The organism is Streptomyces sp. A01, assembly GCF_059026195.1.
The window spans coordinates 328,438-348,446 of record NZ_JBWLKN010000006.1 but is presented as its reverse complement, the minus strand read 5'-3'; the positions used below and the strand labels follow the sequence as shown (position 1 = coordinate 348,446).

Annotated in this window: 18 protein-coding genes; 8 read left to right on the top strand and 10 right to left on the bottom strand. The window is 70.0% G+C overall.

Going from position 1 to position 20,009, the window contains the following annotated elements; translation table 11 throughout:
- Positions 1 to 464: 464 nt before the first annotated feature.
- Together AC5P1B_RS11030 and AC5P1B_RS11025 are read right to left on the bottom strand one after the other, a co-directional pair.
- Entirely contained in the window at positions 465 to 773 is a 309-nt protein-coding gene (locus tag AC5P1B_RS11030) for a DUF8827 family protein (protein WP_176162433.1), read from the bottom strand.
- Between the two features lie 360 nt (positions 774 to 1,133).
- Positions 1,134 to 1,337: a DUF397 domain-containing protein gene (locus tag AC5P1B_RS11025; RefSeq protein ID WP_493886570.1), complete on the bottom strand. Its 204-nt coding sequence runs from the start codon at positions 1,335 to 1,337 to the stop codon at positions 1,134 to 1,136.
- 410 nt (positions 1,338 to 1,747) lie between these two features.
- On the opposite strand from AC5P1B_RS11025, the gene AC5P1B_RS11020 reads away from it, so the two are divergent.
- Together AC5P1B_RS11020 and AC5P1B_RS11015 are read left to right on the top strand one after the other, a co-directional pair.
- Positions 1,748 to 2,779, top strand: a complete 1,032-nt coding sequence (locus AC5P1B_RS11020) for a bifunctional lytic transglycosylase/C40 family peptidase (RefSeq protein ID WP_493886569.1) — start codon at positions 1,748 to 1,750, stop codon at positions 2,777 to 2,779.
- Positions 2,780 to 3,074: 295 nt separating this feature from the next.
- Positions 3,075 to 3,923, top strand: coding sequence for a phosphatase PAP2 family protein (locus AC5P1B_RS11015; RefSeq protein ID WP_493886568.1), 849 nt, complete (start codon positions 3,075 to 3,077; stop codon positions 3,921 to 3,923).
- A 156-nt stretch (positions 3,924 to 4,079) separates the two neighbouring features.
- On the opposite strand, the gene AC5P1B_RS11010 is transcribed toward AC5P1B_RS11015, so the two are convergent.
- A complete protein-coding gene (locus AC5P1B_RS11010; RefSeq protein WP_493886567.1) occupies positions 4,080 to 5,693 on the bottom strand; it encodes an FAD-binding oxidoreductase in 1,614 nt (537 codons plus the stop codon).
- 671 nt (positions 5,694 to 6,364) lie between these two features.
- Here AC5P1B_RS11010 and AC5P1B_RS11005 point away from each other — a divergent pair.
- Both AC5P1B_RS11005 and AC5P1B_RS11000 read left to right on the top strand, forming a co-directional pair.
- Positions 6,365 to 7,366, top strand: a complete 1,002-nt coding sequence (locus AC5P1B_RS11005) for a hypothetical protein (RefSeq protein WP_493886566.1) — start codon at positions 6,365 to 6,367, stop codon at positions 7,364 to 7,366.
- A 103-nt stretch (positions 7,367 to 7,469) separates the two neighbouring features.
- Positions 7,470 to 7,682 (top strand): hypothetical protein, encoded by a 213-nt coding sequence (locus AC5P1B_RS11000; RefSeq protein WP_493886565.1) that lies wholly within the window; start codon positions 7,470 to 7,472, stop codon positions 7,680 to 7,682.
- 166 nt (positions 7,683 to 7,848) lie between these two features.
- Here the strand turns inward: AC5P1B_RS11000 and AC5P1B_RS10995 are convergent, their stop codons facing one another.
- A complete protein-coding gene (locus AC5P1B_RS10995) occupies positions 7,849 to 8,265 on the bottom strand; it encodes a metal-sensitive transcriptional regulator (protein ID WP_493886624.1) in 417 nt (138 codons plus the stop codon).
- 313 nt (positions 8,266 to 8,578) lie between these two features.
- Here AC5P1B_RS10995 and AC5P1B_RS10990 point away from each other — a divergent pair, with 313 nt between their 5' ends.
- On the top strand, positions 8,579 to 9,199 hold the full coding sequence (locus tag AC5P1B_RS10990; RefSeq protein WP_493886564.1) for a DUF47 domain-containing protein: 621 nt from the start codon (positions 8,579 to 8,581) through the stop codon (positions 9,197 to 9,199).
- Positions 9,200 to 9,205: 6 nt separating this feature from the next.
- Complete coding sequence (locus AC5P1B_RS10985) at positions 9,206 to 10,204, top strand: inorganic phosphate transporter (protein ID WP_493886563.1); 999 nt, start codon at positions 9,206 to 9,208, stop codon at positions 10,202 to 10,204.
- A 293-nt stretch (positions 10,205 to 10,497) separates the two neighbouring features.
- Here AC5P1B_RS10985 and pstB read toward each other — a convergent pair whose 3' ends face one another.
- From pstB to pstS, 4 genes are all read right to left on the bottom strand, one after another.
- Positions 10,498 to 11,274: a phosphate ABC transporter ATP-binding protein PstB gene (gene pstB, locus AC5P1B_RS10980; RefSeq protein WP_493886562.1), complete on the bottom strand. Its 777-nt coding sequence runs from the start codon at positions 11,272 to 11,274 to the stop codon at positions 10,498 to 10,500.
- 59 nt (positions 11,275 to 11,333) lie between these two features.
- Positions 11,334 to 12,413, bottom strand: a complete 1,080-nt coding sequence (gene pstA / locus AC5P1B_RS10975; protein WP_493886561.1) for a phosphate ABC transporter permease PstA — start codon at positions 12,411 to 12,413, stop codon at positions 11,334 to 11,336.
- A gap of 91 nt (positions 12,414 to 12,504) precedes the next feature.
- Positions 12,505 to 13,536 (bottom strand): phosphate ABC transporter permease subunit PstC, encoded by a 1,032-nt coding sequence (gene pstC / locus AC5P1B_RS10970; RefSeq protein WP_493886560.1) that lies wholly within the window; start codon positions 13,534 to 13,536, stop codon positions 12,505 to 12,507.
- Between the two features lie 135 nt (positions 13,537 to 13,671).
- Positions 13,672 to 14,796 (bottom strand): phosphate ABC transporter substrate-binding protein PstS, encoded by a 1,125-nt coding sequence (gene pstS / locus AC5P1B_RS10965; protein WP_493886559.1) that lies wholly within the window; start codon positions 14,794 to 14,796, stop codon positions 13,672 to 13,674.
- 404 nt (positions 14,797 to 15,200) lie between these two features.
- Here pstS and AC5P1B_RS10960 point away from each other — a divergent pair, with 404 nt between their 5' ends.
- Both AC5P1B_RS10960 and AC5P1B_RS10955 read left to right on the top strand, forming a co-directional pair.
- Positions 15,201 to 16,493, top strand: a complete 1,293-nt coding sequence (locus AC5P1B_RS10960) for a C40 family peptidase (RefSeq protein ID WP_493886558.1) — start codon at positions 15,201 to 15,203, stop codon at positions 16,491 to 16,493.
- Positions 16,494 to 17,412: 919 nt separating this feature from the next.
- Positions 17,413 to 18,663 carry a PP2C family protein-serine/threonine phosphatase gene (locus AC5P1B_RS10955; protein WP_493886557.1) on the top strand — a complete coding sequence of 417 codons (1,251 nt, stop codon included), beginning with the start codon at positions 17,413 to 17,415 and terminating at the stop codon, positions 18,661 to 18,663.
- A gap of 246 nt (positions 18,664 to 18,909) precedes the next feature.
- On the opposite strand, the gene AC5P1B_RS10950 is transcribed toward AC5P1B_RS10955, so the two are convergent.
- Complete coding sequence (locus AC5P1B_RS10950; protein WP_493886622.1) at positions 18,910 to 19,245, bottom strand: DUF2516 family protein; 336 nt, start codon at positions 19,243 to 19,245, stop codon at positions 18,910 to 18,912.
- A gap of 157 nt (positions 19,246 to 19,402) precedes the next feature.
- A complete protein-coding gene (locus tag AC5P1B_RS10945; protein ID WP_493886556.1) occupies positions 19,403 to 19,996 on the bottom strand; it encodes a hypothetical protein in 594 nt (197 codons plus the stop codon).
- Between the last annotated feature and the right edge of the window lie 13 nt (positions 19,997 to 20,009).

Genomic DNA, 20,009 nt, shown 5'->3' with positions numbered 1-20,009 from the left:
CCGCGGCCCTGGCCGCTCTGTGCCGCACCGCTGGGTGGGTCGCTGCTGCGTGAGTCGCTGCTTCGTGAACCATCATCTCGACCGCCGTCGCTCTCGTGTCGCCCCCGTAAGACGGTAGCGGCGCGGACTGTGAAGCGGGGGCGGTGGCGTGAGTGCACATCAAGCTGACACAACCTCAGCAGGTTGACCGGGCGGGAGGTGGGAGGTCCGAAGTGGCGACGTGGGGCGGCTGTCGCCAGCCCCACCCGGGCTGGCGGAGCGCGGGCTGCGGTCCGGGCGGCCTGGGTGGGTGGGCATCAGCTTGCGGCCTCATGGGGGAGGGAGCGGGGACGAGCCGAAGGGGGCTGGTCTGGGAGGGGAAGCGGGGACGAGGTGCGGGGGCCGGGTCTCGTACGGCCCGTGTGCCGGCTCGTACGAGGTGTTCACGCGGGCGACGTGGGAGGTGCCCGCAGAGTGCGACTCGCTTAGACAGCCATGCCGTAGACGATGGTGAACAGGGTGCCTAGCGAGCCGATGATGAACACGCCGGTCAGGCCCGCCACGATCAGGCCCTTGCCCTGTTCCGCGCTGAAGGTGTCGCGCAGCGCGGTCGCACCGATTCGCTGCTTCGCCGCGCCCCAGATCGCGATGCCCAGGCAGAGCAGGATGGAGACCGCCATCACGACCTCGATCATGATGCGCGCTTCGTTGCCCAGGCTCCCGAAAGGCCCCCAGTCGGGGGCGATTCCGCCGATGATGGTGGTGATATCGCCTTTTTCGGCTGCCAAGTACATGTGAACTCACCGCCCCTTATGGGTAATTGTGTTCCCGCGCCGCTCGGCACGGGCCAGTCTCTATCTTCTCCGAAGATGCCGCCGTCGCATGTCGATTTGGCGGCATTTCTTGGTGGATCTCGAACAGGTTTCGAGCCTCGTTGCTCTGACCTGCGCGAAAAGCGCACAAAGATGGTCGGACGGAGTGTCAGCAAAACTGCTTATCGTTACTCTGTGTATCACGTGTCGTGACGCCCGGCAACGACGCGCGGAGGGACGGGCGGCGTACGGGGGCGGGGCCGGTGTCCGCTGGGATGGGGCGTGCGCCGGAGGCGCGTTTCGCCCGGCTGGGGCGGCCCGGCATGCTCCCGTGCGCCGCGCTCACTCCACGAAGTCGTCGAATTCTCCGGCCTTGACGCCTTTGACGAACGCGTCCCACTTCGCCTGGGTCGTGACGACCACCTTGTCCGGGTCGCGGCTTTCCCGCATGTAGATCAGGCCGTCGGCTCCCGCTGCCACTTCGAGGTACTCGGTGGTCTCGTCGTCGTCGTCCGGTACGGCCCGCTGCCAGTCGAGCTGCTCCATCACGTGGTCCTTCGCGCGTGTGAGATGGGTGAGGTGGTGGTGCGTGGGTGCCCGTGGTGCGTGGGTGCCCTTGTCGTGTGGCGCGTGTGCGCCCGTGCTGTGCGAGTGGGCCGGTGTCCGCGGCGTGGGTGTGTGGGTGTGTGCGGGGCGTTGCTGACGGTGCGTGGGAGTCGGAGGATACGTTCGGGGTGCGGCCGGCGGGGGCCGGAGTGCGCGGACGGGGGTGGCTGCGTGGTCGCTACGGTGGACTTTACGCCGCCGGGAGGGGGCGTCAGGCGCCGTCCAGCCGTTCGCGGGCCCGCTGGGTCGAGCGTGCCCGGGGCCCCGCGTGGGGCCGTGCGCTGGGCATGCGCCCTCGCCAAGGCGTCGGCTCCGCCGTACGGTGCGAATCGCGTCCATACGGCGGTTGGATGGGGGAGGATTGCCGGGTGCGAAAGGTCTGGCTGGGTGTCAGTGTCGGTGTGGGGCTGTCCTTTTCCTTTGTGGCGCTTCTCGTCCTGGGGACGTACATGATCGCGGGGAACGCCGCGAACGGTGGGTCGGGGAAGTCCGGCGGGCTGGCCGACGGCGCCGTGCCCGCCGAGTACCAGCAGCTGGTCCAGAGCTGGGGCAACCTCTGCCCCGAGATCAACCCGGCGCTGCTCGCCGCGCAGCTGTACCAGGAGAGCGGCTGGAACCCGAAGGCGCAGAGCCCGGCCAACGCGCGGGGGATAGCGCAGTTCATCCCCGGCACCTGGGCCGCGCACGGGGTGGACGGGGACAAGGACGGGGACCGGGACATCTGGGACCCGGCTGACGCGATCCCGTCCGCGGCCTCGTACGACTGCTCGCTGGCGAAGTACGTGAAGAACGTCCCCGGTGACGCGACCCACAACATGCTCGCCTCGTACAACGCGGGCTCGTACGCGGTGATCAAGTACTCCGGGGTGCCGCCGTACAACGAGACCCGTAACTACGTGAAGCGGATCACCACGCTGGCCAAGAGCTTCGAGGCGCCGACCCAGCAGGTGGCGACCTCGCAGCAGGCGTCCGCGGCGATCTACTTCGCGCAGAAGCAGCTGGGCAAGCTGTACCTCTGGGGCGGCAACGGCACGCCGGAGCATGGCGGGCGCTTCGACTGCTCCGGGCTGACGAAGGCCGCCTACGAGTCCGTCGGCATCGAGCTGCCCCGCGTCGCCAATGACCAGTGGAATGCCGGGCCGCACCCCAAGCGGGACGAGTTGCAGCCGGGTGACCTGGTGTTCTTCGCCTACGACCTGAAGGACCCGCGCTCCATCCACCACGTCGGCATCTATGTGGGGGGCGGCAAGATGATCAATGCGCCTCGTACGGGTGCGGTCATCAGGTTCGACGACATCGATACGCCGGACTACATCGGGGCGACCCGCGTCACCGAAGATGGCGCAAAAGCGCTGCCCTCCCCTCGGGAGCGGGCGGCCTAGCGCGGGGTTTCCCCCATCGCTGGACGAGATCGGCACCGGACCCGGAAGATGATCTTGACGGTCGCCGTGTGGGTAACGTGGCGTAAACCTTCTGTGAAGACCGCTTTCTGAGCTGCGACGATGGGTCACCCTTCGGTAACGTCCTGGTGATCGTTGGATAGCGAACGGAACGCCGGAGCCGGGCTGGGCGTTTCCTTCGAGTGGAATAGCAGCACACTCGGTTTATGGACCGCGGGGGACAGTCGACTGCATGCAGCTACGTGCATGACAGGCAAGAGATAAGGGGCCGCGGCACATGGCTGGACTCTCACTGGGGTCCCCCCTGGCGGAGCTAAGGGAAGGGTCGAACCCCGATGTCAGCCTGCTCTACGACATCAATGGCCTAGCTCAGGACGCGCCGCACTGGTGCGACCGCGTCATGGAGTTCGTCGGCGAATTCGGCATCATCATCGGACTCGTCGTCGTGCTGTTCGGTGCCTGGCGCAGTGCCCGCAAGCGGCCTGACGCGCCGAGCGCGGTCGCCGGGCTGGTGTGGGCACCGCTCGCCGCGGGCATCGCTCTGCTGGCCAACATCCCGATCCGCGGCTTCGTGGAGCGTCCCCGGCCCTTCGTGGACCATGAGGGGCTCGATGTCCTGGTGGCGGGCAAGAGCGACTACTCGTTCGTCAGTGACCACGCGACGCTGGTGGCGGCGATCGGCGTGGGCATCTTCATGGTCAGCCGCAAGTACGGTGTGGCCGCGCTGATCCTCGCGCTGCTCGAAGGCTTCTGCCGGGTCTACATGGGTGTGCACTACCCGACCGACGTGATCGGCGGCTTCGCCCTCGGCACGGCCGTCGCGCTGCTGCTGGCGCCACTCGCGATGATGATGCTGACCCCGCTGTCCACCGCGGTCCAGGGATCGCGGGCTGGCTGGCTGGTGGGAGGCCCGGCTCCGTCCAGGAGCGCGTCCCTCGCCGACTCGGTGAGGGACGGGGCCGACGGGCGCGAGCGGATGGACGAGGGCGTCGCGGCGGGTGAGTCCAGCGGGAACGGTACGAACGACGCGGACAGCGCGAGTGGTGCGAACGGCGATTCGGCCGGGCTGACCAAGCCGCGAGGGCGCACCGGTGGCGGGCGTCGCGACAGCGACCTGGCGGCGTAGCACGTCGGCAGCCGTTGGCTGGCCGTGGTGAGAGCGGCGGGCAGTGGTGAGCAGTGAGGGCGGCAGCCGGTCAGGCGCCGCCCTCCACTGTGTGGCCAGGTGTGTTGGCCGGGTCCCGGCCCGGCCAACAGAGCCGGGCGGGGGCCGGGGCCGGCCTCAGAGTGCCTGCGGGAAGTTGAAGAGACGGTTCGGGTCGTAGCGCTTCTTCAGCTTGGTGAGCCGGTTCGCGGCGTCGCCGTAGTACGCCTTGCGCCAGTCCTTCAGCCCCGCGTCGGCGTAGTTCTGGTAGGCCGCGCCGGACGCGTACCTGCGCATCGCCGCGTGGGTGCCGTCGAGCCATGAGACCTGCGCCGCGCCGGAGCGGCCCGCCGGCCAGGAGGCCGTGTACTGCGTGAGGACGCGCGAGCGGCGGTGGACGAAGGAGGTGGAGAGCGGGGCCACGCGGTTGATGGCGCCGCCGAGCGCGGTGAGTGCGATGCTCACGGCGCCGCCGCCGCTGGTGCGGCGGCTGTAGCGCTCCGCCTGGTCGAGCAAGACGCGGACGCCCGCCTGGTTCAGCGCGCGGTCGAAGAAGTCGGAGCGGGCCGCGTAGGTCTCGCGCTTGAGTACGCCGCCCGTGTTCCGGCCGGGGGTCTTGCCCGGGAGGTGGCACTTGGCGGTGGAGGTGGTGGCGCAGCCCGCGTACATCCGCATCGTGTCCACGTAGCCGCGGCGGCGCAGGATCACCTTGGAGGCGCTGGCGCCTATCTTGTCCGCGAGCTTGTCCACGGCGTTCTGCAGATCCCCGTACGTGCCGAGGGAGAACGCGCTGACCGAAACGGTCGGGGTCCTGCCGGGCGCGGCGGAGACGTGGGCCGACGACCAGATCTCGTCGGGCTGGTCGGGTCCCCACTGCTCCCAGGCGCGCAGGACGGCCGCCGCCTTCGACCACGGCCAGGTCATGTACGCGGTGACGCCGTCAGCCGCCTTGTGGGTACGGAAGCGCAGCTCGGTAACGACGCCGAAGTTGCCGCTGCCCGCCCCGCGCAGCGCCCAGAACAGATCGGCCTCGCGGGTCGTCGACGTGTCGAGTGTCTTGCCGTCGGCGGTGACGATGGTCGCGCCGGTGAGGTTGTCGGCGGTGAGCCCGTAGGCGCGGGAGACGACGCCGTGGCCGCCGCCGAGGGTCAGGCCCGAGATGCCGACGGTGGGGCAGGAGCCGCCCGGCACGGTGACGCCGTGCGCGCCGAGCTCGGTGTAGACGTCGATGAGTTTGGCGCCCGCGCCGATCCGGGCGCCGTCGGGGGTGGTACGGATGGTCTTGAGGCGCGAGACGTCGATGACGAGGCGGTCGTTGCCGCTGGAGTAACCGGCGTAGCTGTGGCCGCCGTTGCGGATGGCGACGGGCGTGCCGTGGCGGCGGGCGAAGGCCAGGCACTCCGCTATGTCGGTGGTATTGCCGATGTAGGCGATGGCCGCCGGGCGCTGGTTGTCGAAGCGGGTGTTGTAGAGCTGCCGGGCCGTGGCGTAGTCGGCGTCGGCGGGGCGTATCAGGCTGCCCTGCAAGCCCTTGCCCAGTGCGGTCCAGTCGGTGGGCTTCGGCTTGCCCGCGGTGGCGGCGGCCGACGTGGTGGAGGTGGTGGCCGGGGGCGGGCCGGTGGTGGGGCTCTTGGCGGGGCTGCCGGGCGTGCCCTTGGGTGCGGCGTGGCCGGTGTCGTCGTTGCACGCGACGCCCCACGCGGCCGTCGCGGCCAGCCCAGTGCCCGCTGCGAGGAGTGTGCGCCTGTCCATCGTGCCCTCCGTCGTTCGTTACGCCTCTCTCCTAGGCAGAGGGCGTACGGCGCACCATGGTTCCGCCGGAAGTCCGGGTGCCGCTACGGGCGGGACGCGAGGGGAAGCCACGATGTGATGTGATGGAGGGAGATGGCGGGAGATGGGCGGTACGTAGGCATCTGGTGCGGTGTGCCGGTGACGGCGCGGCGGCTGCCACGGCTCGTCGCGCGGCGCTACGCGGTACGCGTCAGCGCCTGCGGTGAGCGGGGCAGCGGGGCAGCGGGGCAGCGGGGTGGTCGGGGCAGCGGGGTGAGCGGGGCTGGGCCGGTGGTCCAGGCCGGTCGCTCAGGTCGGGGGTTTGTGGGGGGCCGGGGCCGATATGCCTCCGGCGGGGGCGCCGGCGTGGTGGCCCTCCGCGTCCGTACGGGCTCGCGAGCGGGCCCGGCGGGCCGGGCCCGCCCAGCCGCAGGAGCAGCGAGCGAGGCAGAAAGCTCCCACGTCCACGGTCGTTATCTGGTGTTCTTCGGAGCCAGGAACAAGCACGCCCCCACGCTACCGGGCCCGTGACGGCCTCCCCGGGGTGGTCGTTGGACAAGGCAAGTCTCACCGCGGTCCCGGCGACCCGGCTCTCGCCGTGTCGGGCGCGACGCGCGGTCCCGGCGTGAATACGGCCAGGGGGTCGGAGGTCGATGGTGGTCCAGCAGCACGGGCGTAAGAGGGGTGTCGCCGCTGTCATGGCCGGCGGCCTGGTGGCCGGGCTGGTGGCGATGGGTGGCTGTTCCGCGAAGACGCCGACCGAGGACCGGGTCGCCGAGGAGCATGTCGCTGATGAACGGGCCATCGACGCCTCCGGCGCGGCCGGCCAGGGGGACGGCGGCCGGGGCGGGGACGGTGGTCCCGGTGCGGGCGGCGGTCTTGGCGGGGGCGGCGGCCGGGATGGGCGCACGGAAGGCGGCCAGGCTCCCGGCCGGGTTCCGGCGGAGCTGGCCGAGGCGGCGGAAGCGCTCAGGAGGGCGGGGAGTTCGCGGGTCCGGACGTGGGTGGAGACCTCGGCGGGCGGTACACGGGTGGCCATCCGGGGCAGTGGTGCCTACGACTTCGCCGAGCGGATGGGGCGGCTGCGTGTGCTGCTGCCGAAGGACGCGCTGGGCGCCGACGAGCACGCGCCGATCACCGAACTCCTGGCCCCCGATGAGGTGTTCATGCACAACCGTGGCGCGGGCGTGCCGCCGGACAAATGGGTACGTGTGGACAGCGTGTCGCTGGCGGACGGCAATCTCGTCACCGGCGGGGCCACCGACCCGCTCGTCGCCGCCCAACTCCTGCGCGGCACCAAGGAGGTGAGCCTGGTCAGGCAGGAGAGATCCGAGGGGCACGAGCTGAGCCACTACCAGGGGACGGCGGACCTGGGAAGCGCCGCCGCGGCTGCCGCTCCGTACGCGCGTGGCGTGCTGAGGGCCGCGGCGAAAGGGTTCTCCACGGATGAGGTGCGCTTCGACGCGTTCCTTGACGAGCAGGGACGGTTGCGTAAGATCCGCCATCAGTTCACCATGACCAACGGCACGGGCGGGCAGCACCGGGAGACGGTCGTATCGACGACCGAGCTGGACGCGTTCGGGGCGGCGGTCGCGCTGCGGCTGCCCGAGCCCGCCGATATTTATGCGGGGAAGGTCAGTTCACCGAAGAATTAGGTTCTCCGAGCTCGTGTCGCCCATGGAAATGACCCATCCGTGCCATGCGCGGAGTGTGTGCTCGTCCCTACGCTGGGAAGCTGCTGCTCGAAGGAGGTGACACGTGGTTGCGCGTCATGGGTCGTCGGTTCCGGACCATCTGGCCCTCATCGAGATCGATCTCTACGGTGACTTGATGATCGCCGCGTCAAGCGTGGACGACGAACGGCTGAGTTCAGACCGTATCGACGAGGTACTCCGGGTCGCCACTGACCGATCGGATTGCGCCACTTGCGCGCGAGGCCGGGACCAAGGGCACGATCTCGGCCACGAGTGACCTGACCGGTGCGTCAGGACTCCCGGCCCGGAACCCCGAGGCCGGGCGGATCGGTCACCGGACGCGGTTGACCGCGGGGCGCGGGGGCGGCCTGCGGTCCGGTGCGGTCCGTCCCTCTCGCCGACGGCTCGCGGAGGGTTCCGGAAGGCCTCTCCGGAAGGCCGCCTCAGGTGCGGAGCAGCCGGGCGATGGCGGCCGAGGCCTCGGCGACCTTGGCGTCGATCTCCTCGCCGCCCCGTACGGCGGCGTCGGCGACACAGTGCCGAAGGTGCTCTTCGAGCAGCTGGAGAGCGAAGGACTGCAGAGCCTTGGTGCTCGCGGAGACCTGGGTGAGGATGTCGATGCAGTAGACGTCCTCGTCGACCATTCGCTGCAGGCCGCGGACCTGGCCCTCGATCCGCCGCAGTCGCTTGAGGTGCTGGTCCCGTTGTTTGGCGTAGCCGTGCGGCCCGGGCGGGGAGCCCTCCGCGGCACCGGCGGCGCCTTCGGGCGCTTCGGGTGTCGCGTGCCCGGCGCAGGAAGCGGCGGCCGCCCGGCTCGGGGCGGACTCGCCGGCCGACGCGCGGGTGGTGTCCTTCGACACCGCCGTGACCTCGCCGGTTTCGGCTGCCTCGCTGGCGGGCAGGGCGTCGCTGGGGGCCGGAGGCTGGTCGCCACCGTGGGCGGCCCCGCTGTCGGCTGCCGTCGTCGTCATGGCGTCCTTCCGTTGCACTGAGAGCCGTAGAGGTCGTGCATACCCCTGCGGGGTACATGATACCGAACGTCGCCGAAGGAGGCCCGGCCCCGTAATAAGCACTCTGCCCGATAGGCGACACTGTTGGAATGCCGGTTAGCCATGGCCGGATGTTGTGCCTAGCATCAACGAGACCGAATCCGCTGCACCCAGAGGATCACCAGTGCGCTTTCGTCTGACCCCCAGGGAGACGAGCTTCTACGACATGTTCGCCGCATCCGCGGACAACATCGTTACCGGCTCCAAGCTCCTCATGGAACTGCTCGGGGCGGACTCCTCCGCTCGGGCCGAGATCGCCGAGCGGATGCGGGCGGCGGAGCACGCTGGAGACGACGCGACGCACGCGATCTTCCACCAGCTCAACTCCTCGTTCATCACGCCGTTCGACCGCGAGGACATCTACAAGCTCGCCTCATCGCTCGACGACATCATGGACTTTATGGAGGAGGCCGTTGACCTGGTCGTTCTCTACCAGATCGACGAGCTCCCCAAGGGTGTCGAGCAGCAGATCGAGGTGCTGGCCCGGGCCGCCGAGCTGACCGCGGAAGCCATGCCGAACCTGCGCACCATGACGAACCTGACGGAGTACTGGATCGAGGTCAACCGCTTGGAGAACCAGGCGGACCAGATCCACCGCAAGCTCCTCGCGCAACTGTTCAACGGCAAGTACGACGCGATGGACGTCCTCAAGCTCAAGCAGATCGTGGACGTGCTGGAGGAGGCGGCCGACGCCTTCGAGCACGTCGCCAACACGGTCGAGACCATCGCGGTCAAGGAGTCCTGACCACCGGTGGACACCTTCGCGCTTGTCGTGACCATTGGCGTCGCGCTCTTCTTCACGTACACGAATGGCTTCCACGACTCCGCGAACGCCATCGCGACCTCGGTCTCCACCCGGGCGCTGACCCCGCGCGCGGCGCTGGCGATGGCCGCGGTGATGAACCTCGCGGGTGCCTTCCTCGGCAGTGGCGTCGCCAAGACCGTCAGCGAGGGGCTGATCTCCACCCCCACCGGCGACCAAGGCATGATGATCTTGTTCGCCGCGCTGGTCGGCGCGATCACCTGGAACATGGTCACCTGGTACTACGGCCTGCCCTCGTCGTCCAGCCACGCGCTGTTCGGCGGCATGGTCGGAGCCGCGCTCGCGGGTTCGAGCACCGTCTACTGGACGGGCGTGCTGGAAAAGATCGTCATCCCGATGTTCCTGTCGCCGGTCATCGGGCTCGGCGTCGGCTATCTCGTGATGGTCGGCATCCTCTGGATGTTCCGTAAGTCCAACCCGCACAAGGCCAAGCGCGGCTTCCGCATCGCGCAAACCGTCTCGGCCGCGGCGATGGCGCTGGGCCACGGTCTCCAGGACGCCCAGAAGACGATGGGCATCGTGGTGATGGCCCTGGTCATCGGCGGTGTCGAGGAGCAGGGCGACGCCATCCCGGTCTGGGTGAAGATCTCCTGCGCGCTGATGCTGTCGCTGGGAACGTACGCGGGCGGCTGGCGCATCATGCGGACGCTCGGGCGCCGCATCATCGAGCTGGACCCGCCGCAGGGGTTCGCGGCGGAGACGACCGCGGCCTCGATCATGTACACGGCGTCCTTCATGTTCCACGCCCCGATCTCGACGACCCACGTCATCACCTCGGGGATCATGGGTGTCGGCGCGACCCGGCGGGTGAAGGCCGTCCGCTGGGGCGTGGCCAAGAACATCATCATGGGCTGGTTCATCACGATGCCCGCGGCGGCGGCCGTCGCCGCGCTCAGCTACTGGATCGTGAACCTGGCCTTCGGCTGACCCGCGGATACGCGCCTCGCCGGGACACCAGGACCGGACGTACGCACCGCACGCACCACCCCGTACACGCCCCGCCAGGCGTACGCGGCGGACAGCGGCCGCGCACGCGTGGCGCAGCACATGGACGGGCCCGCCCCCCGGGAGCCAGGGGGCGGGCCCTCGCCTTGCGGTGGCACCGCCATGCAGCACCGCAGGGCTGCTCTTCGTTCCTCGCTTCGCGAGGCGTTCGTGCCGCGCTGGGCTGCCGGACCGGGCGCCTGGTGGGGGCCGGTCCGGCAGCCCAGCGGGCCTGATCAGCCGAACCGGCCCGAGATGTAGTCCTCGGTCGCCTGGACGGACGGGTTGGAGAAGATCCGCTCGGTCTCGTCGATCTCGATGAGCTTGCCCGGCTGACCGACCGCGGACAGGTTGAAGAACGCCGTACGGTCCGAGACGCGGGCCGCCTGCTGCATGTTGTGCGTCACGATGACGATCGTGAAGCGCTCCTTCAGCTCGCCGATCAGGTCCTCGATGGCGAGGGTGGAGATCGGGTCGAGCGCCGAGCACGGCTCGTCCATGAGCAGCACCTGCGGCTCGACCGCGATGGCGCGCGCGATGCACAGCCGCTGCTGCTGACCACCGGAGAGACCGGAGCCCGGCTTGTTCAGGCGGTCCTTGACCTCGTTCCAGAGGTTGGCGCCCTTGAGGGACTTCTCGACGACGGCGTCCAGGTCACGCTTCTTGTACGAGGCGTTGAGCCGGAGCCCGGCCGCGACGTTGTCGTAGATCGACATGGTCGGGAACGGGTTCGGCCGCTGGAAGACCATGCCGACCGTACGGCGGACGGAGACCGGGTCCACGCCGGAGGCGTAGAGGTTCTCGTCGTCCAGCATCACCTTGCCCTCGACCCGGCCGCCGGGTGTGACCTCGTGCATACGGTTGAGGGTGCGCAGGAAAGTGGACTTGCCGCAGCCGGAGGGGCCGATGAAGGCCGTCACGGAGCGGGGCTCCACGGTCATCGAGATGTCCTCGATGGCCTTGTGGGAGCCGTAGAACGCGGTGAGGCCGCTGACGTCGATGCGCTTGGCCATGTGAATCACTTCTCTTCTCACGTCGGCCCCGCGCGGCGGAGCCGGAAAGTCGGTGGGCCTCAGCGGCCGGTCTTCGGGGCCTTCCAGCGAGCGATGCCGCGCGCCACCAGGTTCAGGATCATGACGAAGGCGATCAGGACGAGCGCCGCCGCCCAGGCCCGGTCGTAGGACGGGTCGTTGCCGTTCTGCCACTGCTCGTAGACGTAGTACGGCAGTGAGGACTGGGCGCCTTCGAAGGGGTTGTTGTTGATTTCCTTCGCGCCGAAGACCAGCAGCACGATCGGGGCCGACTCGCCCGCGACACGCGCGACAGCGAGCATCACACCTGTGGTGATACCGCCGATCGCGGTCGGGAGCACCACCTTGAGGATGGTGCGCCACTTGGGCACGCCCAGCGCCAGGGACGCCTCGCGCAGCTCGTTCGGGACGAGCTTGAGCATCTCCTCGGTGGACCGCACGACCACCGGCATCATCAGGATCGCCAGCGCCATCGCACCGGCGAAGCCGGAGTAGTTGAAGTCCAGGATGATGATCCACAGGCTCAGGATGAACAGACCGGCGACGATCGAGGGGATGCCGGTCATGACGTCCACGAAGAACGTGACGGTCTTGGCGAGCTTTCCGCGCCCGTACTCCACCAGGTAGATGGCGGTCAGCAGGCCCAGCGGGGCGGCGATCAGGGTGGCGATGCCGACCTGTTCCAGGGTACCGATCAGGGCGTGGTACACGCCGCCGCCCGGCAGCATCCGCTGGGTGCCGTCCATGGAGTGGGTGAGGAAGTAGCCGTCGAGGACCTTGGAGCCCCGGTTGACCGTCTCGAAGATCAGCGAGGCGAGCGGGACGATCGCGAGCAGGAAGCAGACCCACACCAGGCTCGTGGCGAGCCGGTCCTTGGCCTGTCGCTTGCCCTCCACCTTGACGGTGAGCCCGTAGGTCAGGAGTACGAAGAGGATCGCGGAGATCAGGCCCCACTGGATCTTGCTGTCCAGGCCGGCGCCGATGCCGATGCCGCAGCCGACGGCGGCCGAGGCCAGCACGAGCGCGGCAGGGGTCCAGCGGGGGAGGCGGGGCTGCCGCAGTGTGGTCGGCAGGGGTGCGCTGTCGGAGACCGGAGCCTTGTCCATGACGACGTTGCTCATGCCGCGCCCCCTTCCAGTGTTGCTCCGGCCGCGAGGGGCGGAGGTATGGCGGGCTGGTGCTTGTGCGGCGTCGCGGCCGCGGGTGCGTCACTCATGCGTTGGCCCCCGAGTACTCCTTGCGGCGCGCGATGATCAGGCGGGCCGCGCCGTTCACCAGCAGGGTGAGGACGAACAGCACCAGACCGGAGGCAATCAGGGCGTCGCGCCCGACGCTGCCTTCGATGTCGGTGGCTTCCTTGAAGCCGCTCGCGATGTTCTGCGCGAAGGTGCCGCCGCCCGCGTCGAGCAGGCTGGCCTTGATGTCGAAGCTGGTGGACAGGACGGTGGCGACGGCCATCGTCTCGCCGAGCGCGCGGCCGAGGCCGAGCATCGAGGCGCTGATGATGCCGGAGCGGCCGAAGGGGAGGACCGACATCCGGATGACCTCCCAGCGGGTCGCGCCGAGGGCGAGTGCCGCTTCTTCGATCATCTTCGGGGCTTGGAGGAAGACCTCACGGCTGACGCTGGTGACGATCGGCAGGATCATGATCGCGAGCAGGATGCCGATGGTGAACAGCGAGCGGGCGGCGCCGTCGTTGTACTCGAAGATCCCGGTCCAGCCGAGGTAGTCGTCGAACCACTTGTAAAGCCCTTCGAGGTGCGGAACCAGGAAGAGCGCGCCCCACAGGCCGTAGACGATGCTGGGCACCGCGGCGAGGAGATCGATCAGGTAGCCGATCGGGGAGGCGAGACGGCGCGGCGCGTAGTGCGAGATGAACAGCGCGATCCCGACGGCGATCGGCACCGCGATGACCATCGCGATGACCGAGCTGACCACGGTGCCGAACAGCAGGACGGCGATGCCGAAGTTCGGGTGCGGGCCGTTCGCGTTCCACTCGAAGGTGGTGAGGAAGTTGCCCTCGTTCTTCGTGATGGCCCTGGTCGCGCGGAGAGTGAGGAACAGCGCGATGGCTGCCATGATCACTAGGAGCACGATGCCGGAGCCCCGGGAAAGCCCGAGGAACACGCGGTCACCAGCTCGACCAGTGCTCTTGCTCTTGCCCGGCGCGGCCACCTTGTCCGTCACGAGCGGCGGTGAGGACTTGGGTGGCGGGCTGGAGGGTGAGGTCGGTGTTATGTCCATGATTTTCTCCGGTCTGCGGAGCCTGGGTGCGGCTCCTGGCGCGGCGGTGCACCGGACGGTGCGGCGAGGGCCCATGGGTGTCCCTCCGCGCCCGGGGAGGGCGCGGAGGGGACGCGGGCCGGCCGCACGCGGGATTTAGGAGAGGGTCGAGACGGTGTCGCGCACCTTCGTGGCGATCTCGTCCGGGAGCGGGGCGTAGCCGAGCTCCTTCAGCGAGGTCTGGCCACCCTCGCTGGCGGTGTAGGTCAGGAAGGACTTGGTGGCCTCGGCGGTGCCGGGCTTGTTGCCCTTGTCGCAGGCGATCTCGTACGTGACCAGGGTGATCGGGTACGCGCCCGCGGCCTTGGTGTCGTACGCCAGCTCCAGCGCGAGGTCCTTGCCCTTGCCGACGACCTTGCCCTCGGCGATGGCCGTGGAGGCGTTCTCGACGGTGGCCTCGACCGGGGCGTCGGCGCCGGTGTCCAGGTCGACGGTCTTGACGCCGGTGGACGTCGCGTACGAGAGCTCGAAGTACGAGATCGCGCCGGAGACCTGCTTCACCTGCGAGGAGACACCGGAGGAGCCGTCAGCGGACTGGCCGCCCTCGCCCTCCCACGCCTTGCCCGGCTCGTGCGGCCATGCCTTGGGGGCGGCGGCCTTGAGGAACTTGGTGAAGTTGTCGGTGGTGCCCGAGTCGTCGGAGCGGTGGAACGCCTGGATCTTGAGGTCCGGGAGGCTGGCGTCCGGGTTCAGCTTCTTGATCGCCTCGTCGTTCCACTTCTTGATCTTCGAGTCGAAGATGAGGCTCAGGGTCTCGGCGTCGAGCGTGAGCTTGTCGACCCCCGGGACGTTGAAGCCGACCGCGATCGGTCCGCCGACCATCGGGATGTTGATGCCCTGGCCGCCCTTGCAGACCTTCTTCGACGCGGTGACCTCTTCGGGCTTCAGCGCGGAGTCGGAACCGGCGAAGGCGGTCTTGCCCTGCAGGAACTCCTGGATACCGGCGCCAGAGCCGGTCGCCTTGTAGTTGACCTTGGTGTCCTCGCACTCGTCGCCGTAGTTGCTGACCCACAGGTCCATGGCGTTCTGCTGCGCGGACGAGCCCGAAGCGAGGAGGTTGCCCTTGCCCTCGCACTTGATCGGGCCGGCGGACTTGCCGGAGCCGCCACCGGAGGAGCCGTTGTTGTCGTCCGAGCCGCACGCCGTGAGGACCAGGGCGCCGGAGACGGCGAGGGCGCCGGCGGCGATGGCGCGAAGCCGGTTCTTGCGCTGAAGCTTCACTGTTCGGGAGTTCCTTCCAGGAGCCGCCGGTGGGGACGGCGTGCGAAGAGATCGGTGACCGTAGCGAGACTGTGCAACCAGCGACGTGGCGGAATGGCCGTCCACGAGCGCGACTCGCACTCTGTACGGCTGAAATTAGGCAGATCAGGTGAAGTGGCCAATGGGCGTGAGTGAACGGAGGGTGAACCTCGGCCGTCAGGGTGGTGGCGGTACCCACGAGCGACGCTTAGACGTTCGTACGCCGTCGACAAGAGGCCCGCCAGGGACGACGGATCTTTCCCACGACCCTGTCGAATTCACGCGTGGCGTGGCACGATCCCAGGTTACGTGCCAGTAGGTCTGGTATGGGGTGTGGGCGACGCGGACTGGCCGGTGCGGTGGCACGGCACGGCCGGAACGAAGCCATGGACGAAGCCAGAGAAGACGAGACCCGCAGCGGCGAGAGCGCGGCGAGCGGTCGCGCGGAGCGCGAAAGCGCGGGGGAGAGGGTGCGAAGCGTGTACGAGCCGGGCGAAAGCGGGCGGGGCGGGAACGCGGGGAGCGCGGAAGCGCGAGGTGAGGCGCGAGGCGAGGGTGCGCACGGCGCGCGGCCCGCCGCCGCGCGGAGCGGCGGTGCCCTGCCTGGCGGTGCGCGACGTGGACGTGGCGGCGAGCGGCGGCGCGGTGTCGTCCTCGCGACCGCACTGGTCTGCGCGGCCGCCGGGGTGCTCACCTCCCCCGGCGTGGCACAGGCCGCGCCCGACAAACCGAAGCCGAAGAAGCCCCAGAGCCTGGAGGCGGTCCATCGGCAGGTCGAGGCCCTCTACCGGGAGGCGGAGGCCGCGACCGACGCGTACAACCTGGCGAAGGAGCGGCAGGCCCGCCAGGAGAAGAAGATCGTGCGGATCGCGCACTCGGTCACCGCGGCCCAGAAGGAAATGATCGGCCTGAAGAAGCAGGCCGGGGCGATGGCCCGGGCGCAGTACCGGACGGGTGGCATCTCCCCCGAGGCGCGCGTACTGCTCAACACCGATCCGCAGGGCTTCCTCGACGGTGTCTCCCTCGTCCGCAAGGGCCAGCACGCGACCAAGGGCGTGATGGGCAAGCTCGCCACCACCCAGCACGCCCTCGACGGCTACGCGAAGGAAGCCACCGAGCAGTGGGAGCGGCTGGAGCGCAGCCGTACGAAGAAGGCCGCCGCCCGCAAGGACATCAAGGCCAAGCTCGCCGAGGCGAAGAAGCTGGAGTCCCAGCTGGCGGCCGAGGAGCGCGCGCGGCTGCGCCAGCTGGAAGCCGACAAGGCCGAAAAAGCGCAGGCGAAGTGGCTCGGGTCCGGCGCGCTCACGGACGTCAGCGGCAAGGCGAGTGCGCAGGGCGAGCGGGCCATCGCCTTCGCCACGGACCAGATCGGCAAGCCCTACGAGTGGGGCGCCGAGGGCCCGAAGACGTACGACTGCTCAGGGCTGACGCTCAAGGCATGGGGCGCGGCGGGCCGTTCGATTCCGCGCACCTCGCAGGAGCAGTGGCGGCAGCTCCCCAAGGTGGACATCGACAACATGCGCCCCGGCGACCTGATCATCTATCACAAGGACGCCAGCCACGTGGGGATGTACGTGGGCGACGGGATCATCGTCCACGCGCCGCGCCCCGGACGGCACATCACCCAGGCGGGCGCGGGCTCGATGCAGATCCTCGGCGTGGTCAGGCCGGACGCGTGAGCTGACGACGGCGGCGCGGGGAGCGACGGCGGCGGCGCGGGGCGACGCCGGGGTAGCGGGGTGCGGTTCGCGGGGAGCTCCTGCCTGTGCGTCGCGGGCTGCGGGTGTGGTGTGGCTGGTCGCGTTCCCCGCGCCCCTGGCAGGGTGCGTCCCTGCGCCTCTAGCAGGGCACATCCCCGCGCTCCTGGCGGGGCACACGCCTGCGCTGGGCGCGGGTTGCTTGTCCAGCGCCTGGCACGGCGGCGGCTGAGTGCGCGGGTGGGGCGCGTGAAGGCGGCGGTGGCCGTTTCTGGGCGCCTGCCGGTGTGCGTTGGTGGTGCCCCGTGTCGGGCGTGATGTTCGTCATCTTGCGTTCGCCGCCCGGAGCGCGTGGGGGCGGCGCTGCCGACCCGCTGAGCCAGCCTCCAAGATCATCCCGGGGGCGCCTGGGGACGGGCGCGGTACGGGCCCGTGGCGCGGTGTGTGGGCGGGTCACGCCGTGGATCATGGCGCGGACCAGGCACCGGGCCACCGCGTGGTGAGTGGGCGGGACGAGCGGTGGATCTCCGGGGGCCGGTGGGCCGGGACGCCCGTGGGCGGCGGGGCATATGACCTCGGTGACTCACCGTAAGCCATTCCGTTTAGGTGCGCCCTACCGCTAGGGTCGCCTGGCAGTACCCGGCAGCACACCGCGCCTCCGCCTTCCGGCGGCGGGCGCGTGCGCGGCCGGGAACGGGCGGCCCAGCGCCGCCCGGGAGCCAGTCGCTCGCGTACCGCCGTCGGCCCGAAGCGGCCGCCGGAGGCGGGAGACCGGCTCCAGGCCCCCCACACCATGGGCCAGCCGCGACGCGCCAGGCACCATGGGCCAGCCGCGACCGGCGAGGTGCCATGGACCAGGGGCGGACCGTGACGCGCCTCGGGGGAGGGAAGGAATGGAGCGATGCCCGTACCGGCACCCGTACCCGTGCCGCGCCAGCGAGAAGCATCGGACGCGCCGCGCAGGTCAGCGCCGCTGCCCGACCCCGGGATCAGCCTGCTGGTGATCGGGGACGACCCGGCCGGGTCGCTCGCCATGCCGCAGCTGACGGACGCCGAGGGCAAGCCCGTACGGGTCAGGACCGCCCGTAACCTCACCGAGGCGGCGCGGCTGCTCACCGACGACGCCCAGTGCATCGTGCTCGATCTGGGCCTGCCGACGCCCGGCGAAGGCGCGTCGGACGCGCTGGAGACGCTGCGCGAGGTCCTGCGGCTCGCTCCCGGACACGCGGTGCTCGCCCTGACCGCGGAGGACGACGCGGAGCGCGCGGCCGAGGCGGTACGGGTCGGCGCCCAGGACTACCTCTTCCGCGACGAGCTGGACGACCGGGTGCTCAGCCGGGCTGTCCGGTACGCGGTGGAGCGCAAGCGCGCCGACCGCGCGCGCCGCCAGCTCAGCGAGTCACGGCTGCGCGCGCAGGAGAACGCCAGGCTCGAACGCGGCCTGCTGCCCACGCCGTTGCTCGACGGTTCCGACCTGCGGTTCGCCGCCCGGTACCGGCCGGGCCGCAGCCGGGCGCTGCTCGGCGGCGACTTCTACGACACCGTCCGCACGCCCGACGGCGTCGTGCACGCGATGATCGGCGACGTGTGCGGCCACGGGCCCGACGAGGCGGCGCTCGGTGTCGAACTCCGCATCGCGTGGCGGGCCTTGACGCTCGCCGGGCTCAGTGGTGATCCGCTGCTCGACACCCTTCAGGAGGTCCTCGAACACGAGCGGGACGACGAGGAGATCTTCGCGACGCTGTGCACGGTGGACATCACCCCGGACGGACGGCGGGCCGGACTGTGCCTGGCCGGTCATCCGCCGCCCTTGCTGGCCCGCGCCGGCCACGCCCCGCAGCTGCTCCCCTGCACCGAGGGCGGCCCGGCCCTCGGCCTGCTGCCGGACGCCCGCTGGCCGCGCCAGGAGGTCGAGTTGGGCGCGGCGTGGAGCCTGATGATGTACACGGACGGACTGATCGAGGGGCGTGTCGGGTCAGGCACCCAGCGGCTCGGCGAGGACGGCATGGTCGAACTCGTCAGCGAGCTGCTGGCGTCGGGGCTGTCGGGCGAGGCGCTGCTGGACGCGGCGGTGACCCGGGTCCGCGCGCTGAACGGCGGCGAACTGACGGACGACGTGGCCGTGCTGCTGCTGGGCCGGGGCGACGAGTAGGACGGCCGCTACGGCGCGTACGTACGGCGCGGGGCCTACCGAGCCTTCGGGGCGCCACTCGTAAGCCGGGGCGGTTCGGCGCGTTCGTAAGGCCGGGCCGGGCGATTTGGCGTGCCCGTAGGACTCATCGCGCACGGCGGGCCCATACGGCCCATCCAGTGCGGCTCGTCGTCTGTCGCTCATCTCGCACGGCGCGCGGCAGCGAATCCGCTCGGCCGCCCGGGAGGGCCGGGGGGAGGGGGTGGGTCAGCGGCCGTTGAACGGACCGTAGGGGCCGTCGGAGCTTGAGCCGCCGCGGCGGCCGCGACCGCCGGAGACCTGCTTGAGGGCGGGCCGCACATCGACCATGTAGACGATGGTCGCGATCAGGCCGATGATCGGGATGAACGCCATCACCGGCAGGAAGAGGTTCGCCGCTGTCGCGATGCCCAGCAGGATCAGCCAGAAGGGCTTGGTCTGCTTGCTCGCTGCCCGGTAGGCGTCCTCCCGGCGGATCGCCGAGTCGACGAACGCGAACAGGCTGAACAGCAGCAGGCCCCAGGAAACCCAGTACATGATCTCGCTGAATCCCTGCACCAGCACGTCATCCACCGCCTGTGAGATGTTGTGATCTTCGGCCGCACGCCCTGTCGGGCGTGTCAGCCGCAACCGTACCCGTACAACGGGCCGGACACGCGGGGGTGCCCGGCCCGCTTTCGCCGTCGATGGCCTCGTTACAAGGCCATGCGGGCTCCGGCGATTACTCGGCCGCCTTGGGGGTGGTCTTCTTCGCCGGGGTCTTCTTCGCCGGGGCGGATTTCTTCGCCGCGGGCTTGGTGGTGCTGTCCGTGCTGGTGGCGGTCGTGCTGGAGGACTTGGCGGCGCCGGCCTTGGTGCCCTGCGCCGACTCTTCGTCGGCCTCGATCGCCTCAGCGACCTCAAGCACCTCTTCGGCCACGTCGCCGCGCCACGTCTTCACGGCGCCCCGGCCGCGCTCGGCCAGCTCGTCGTAGGTGTCGCGGGCCCGGACCGCGTACTCGGCGACCCGGCCCACGCCCTGGAGGGTGAGGTCCTGCGCCGACTCACGCAGCTTCTTGACGTCGGTGTCGAGCGTGCCCAGCAGCTCGTTGAGCTTCGCCTGCGCTTCCTGCGCCTGCTTGGTGACCCGGTCCTGTACGGCCTTGGGGTCGGTGTCCCGTACGGCCGCGAGGCGCTCGGGGGTCTCGGCGACGATCTTCTCGAACAGCGCCGGGGCCTCCTTCAGCTTCTCGGCGGCGAGGTCGGCGGCACCGGCCACGGCGTACAGGGGGGTGGGGTCCGTGATCGTCTTGCGGATGTCTTCGGTGATGGCCATGACGAGGGTCCTC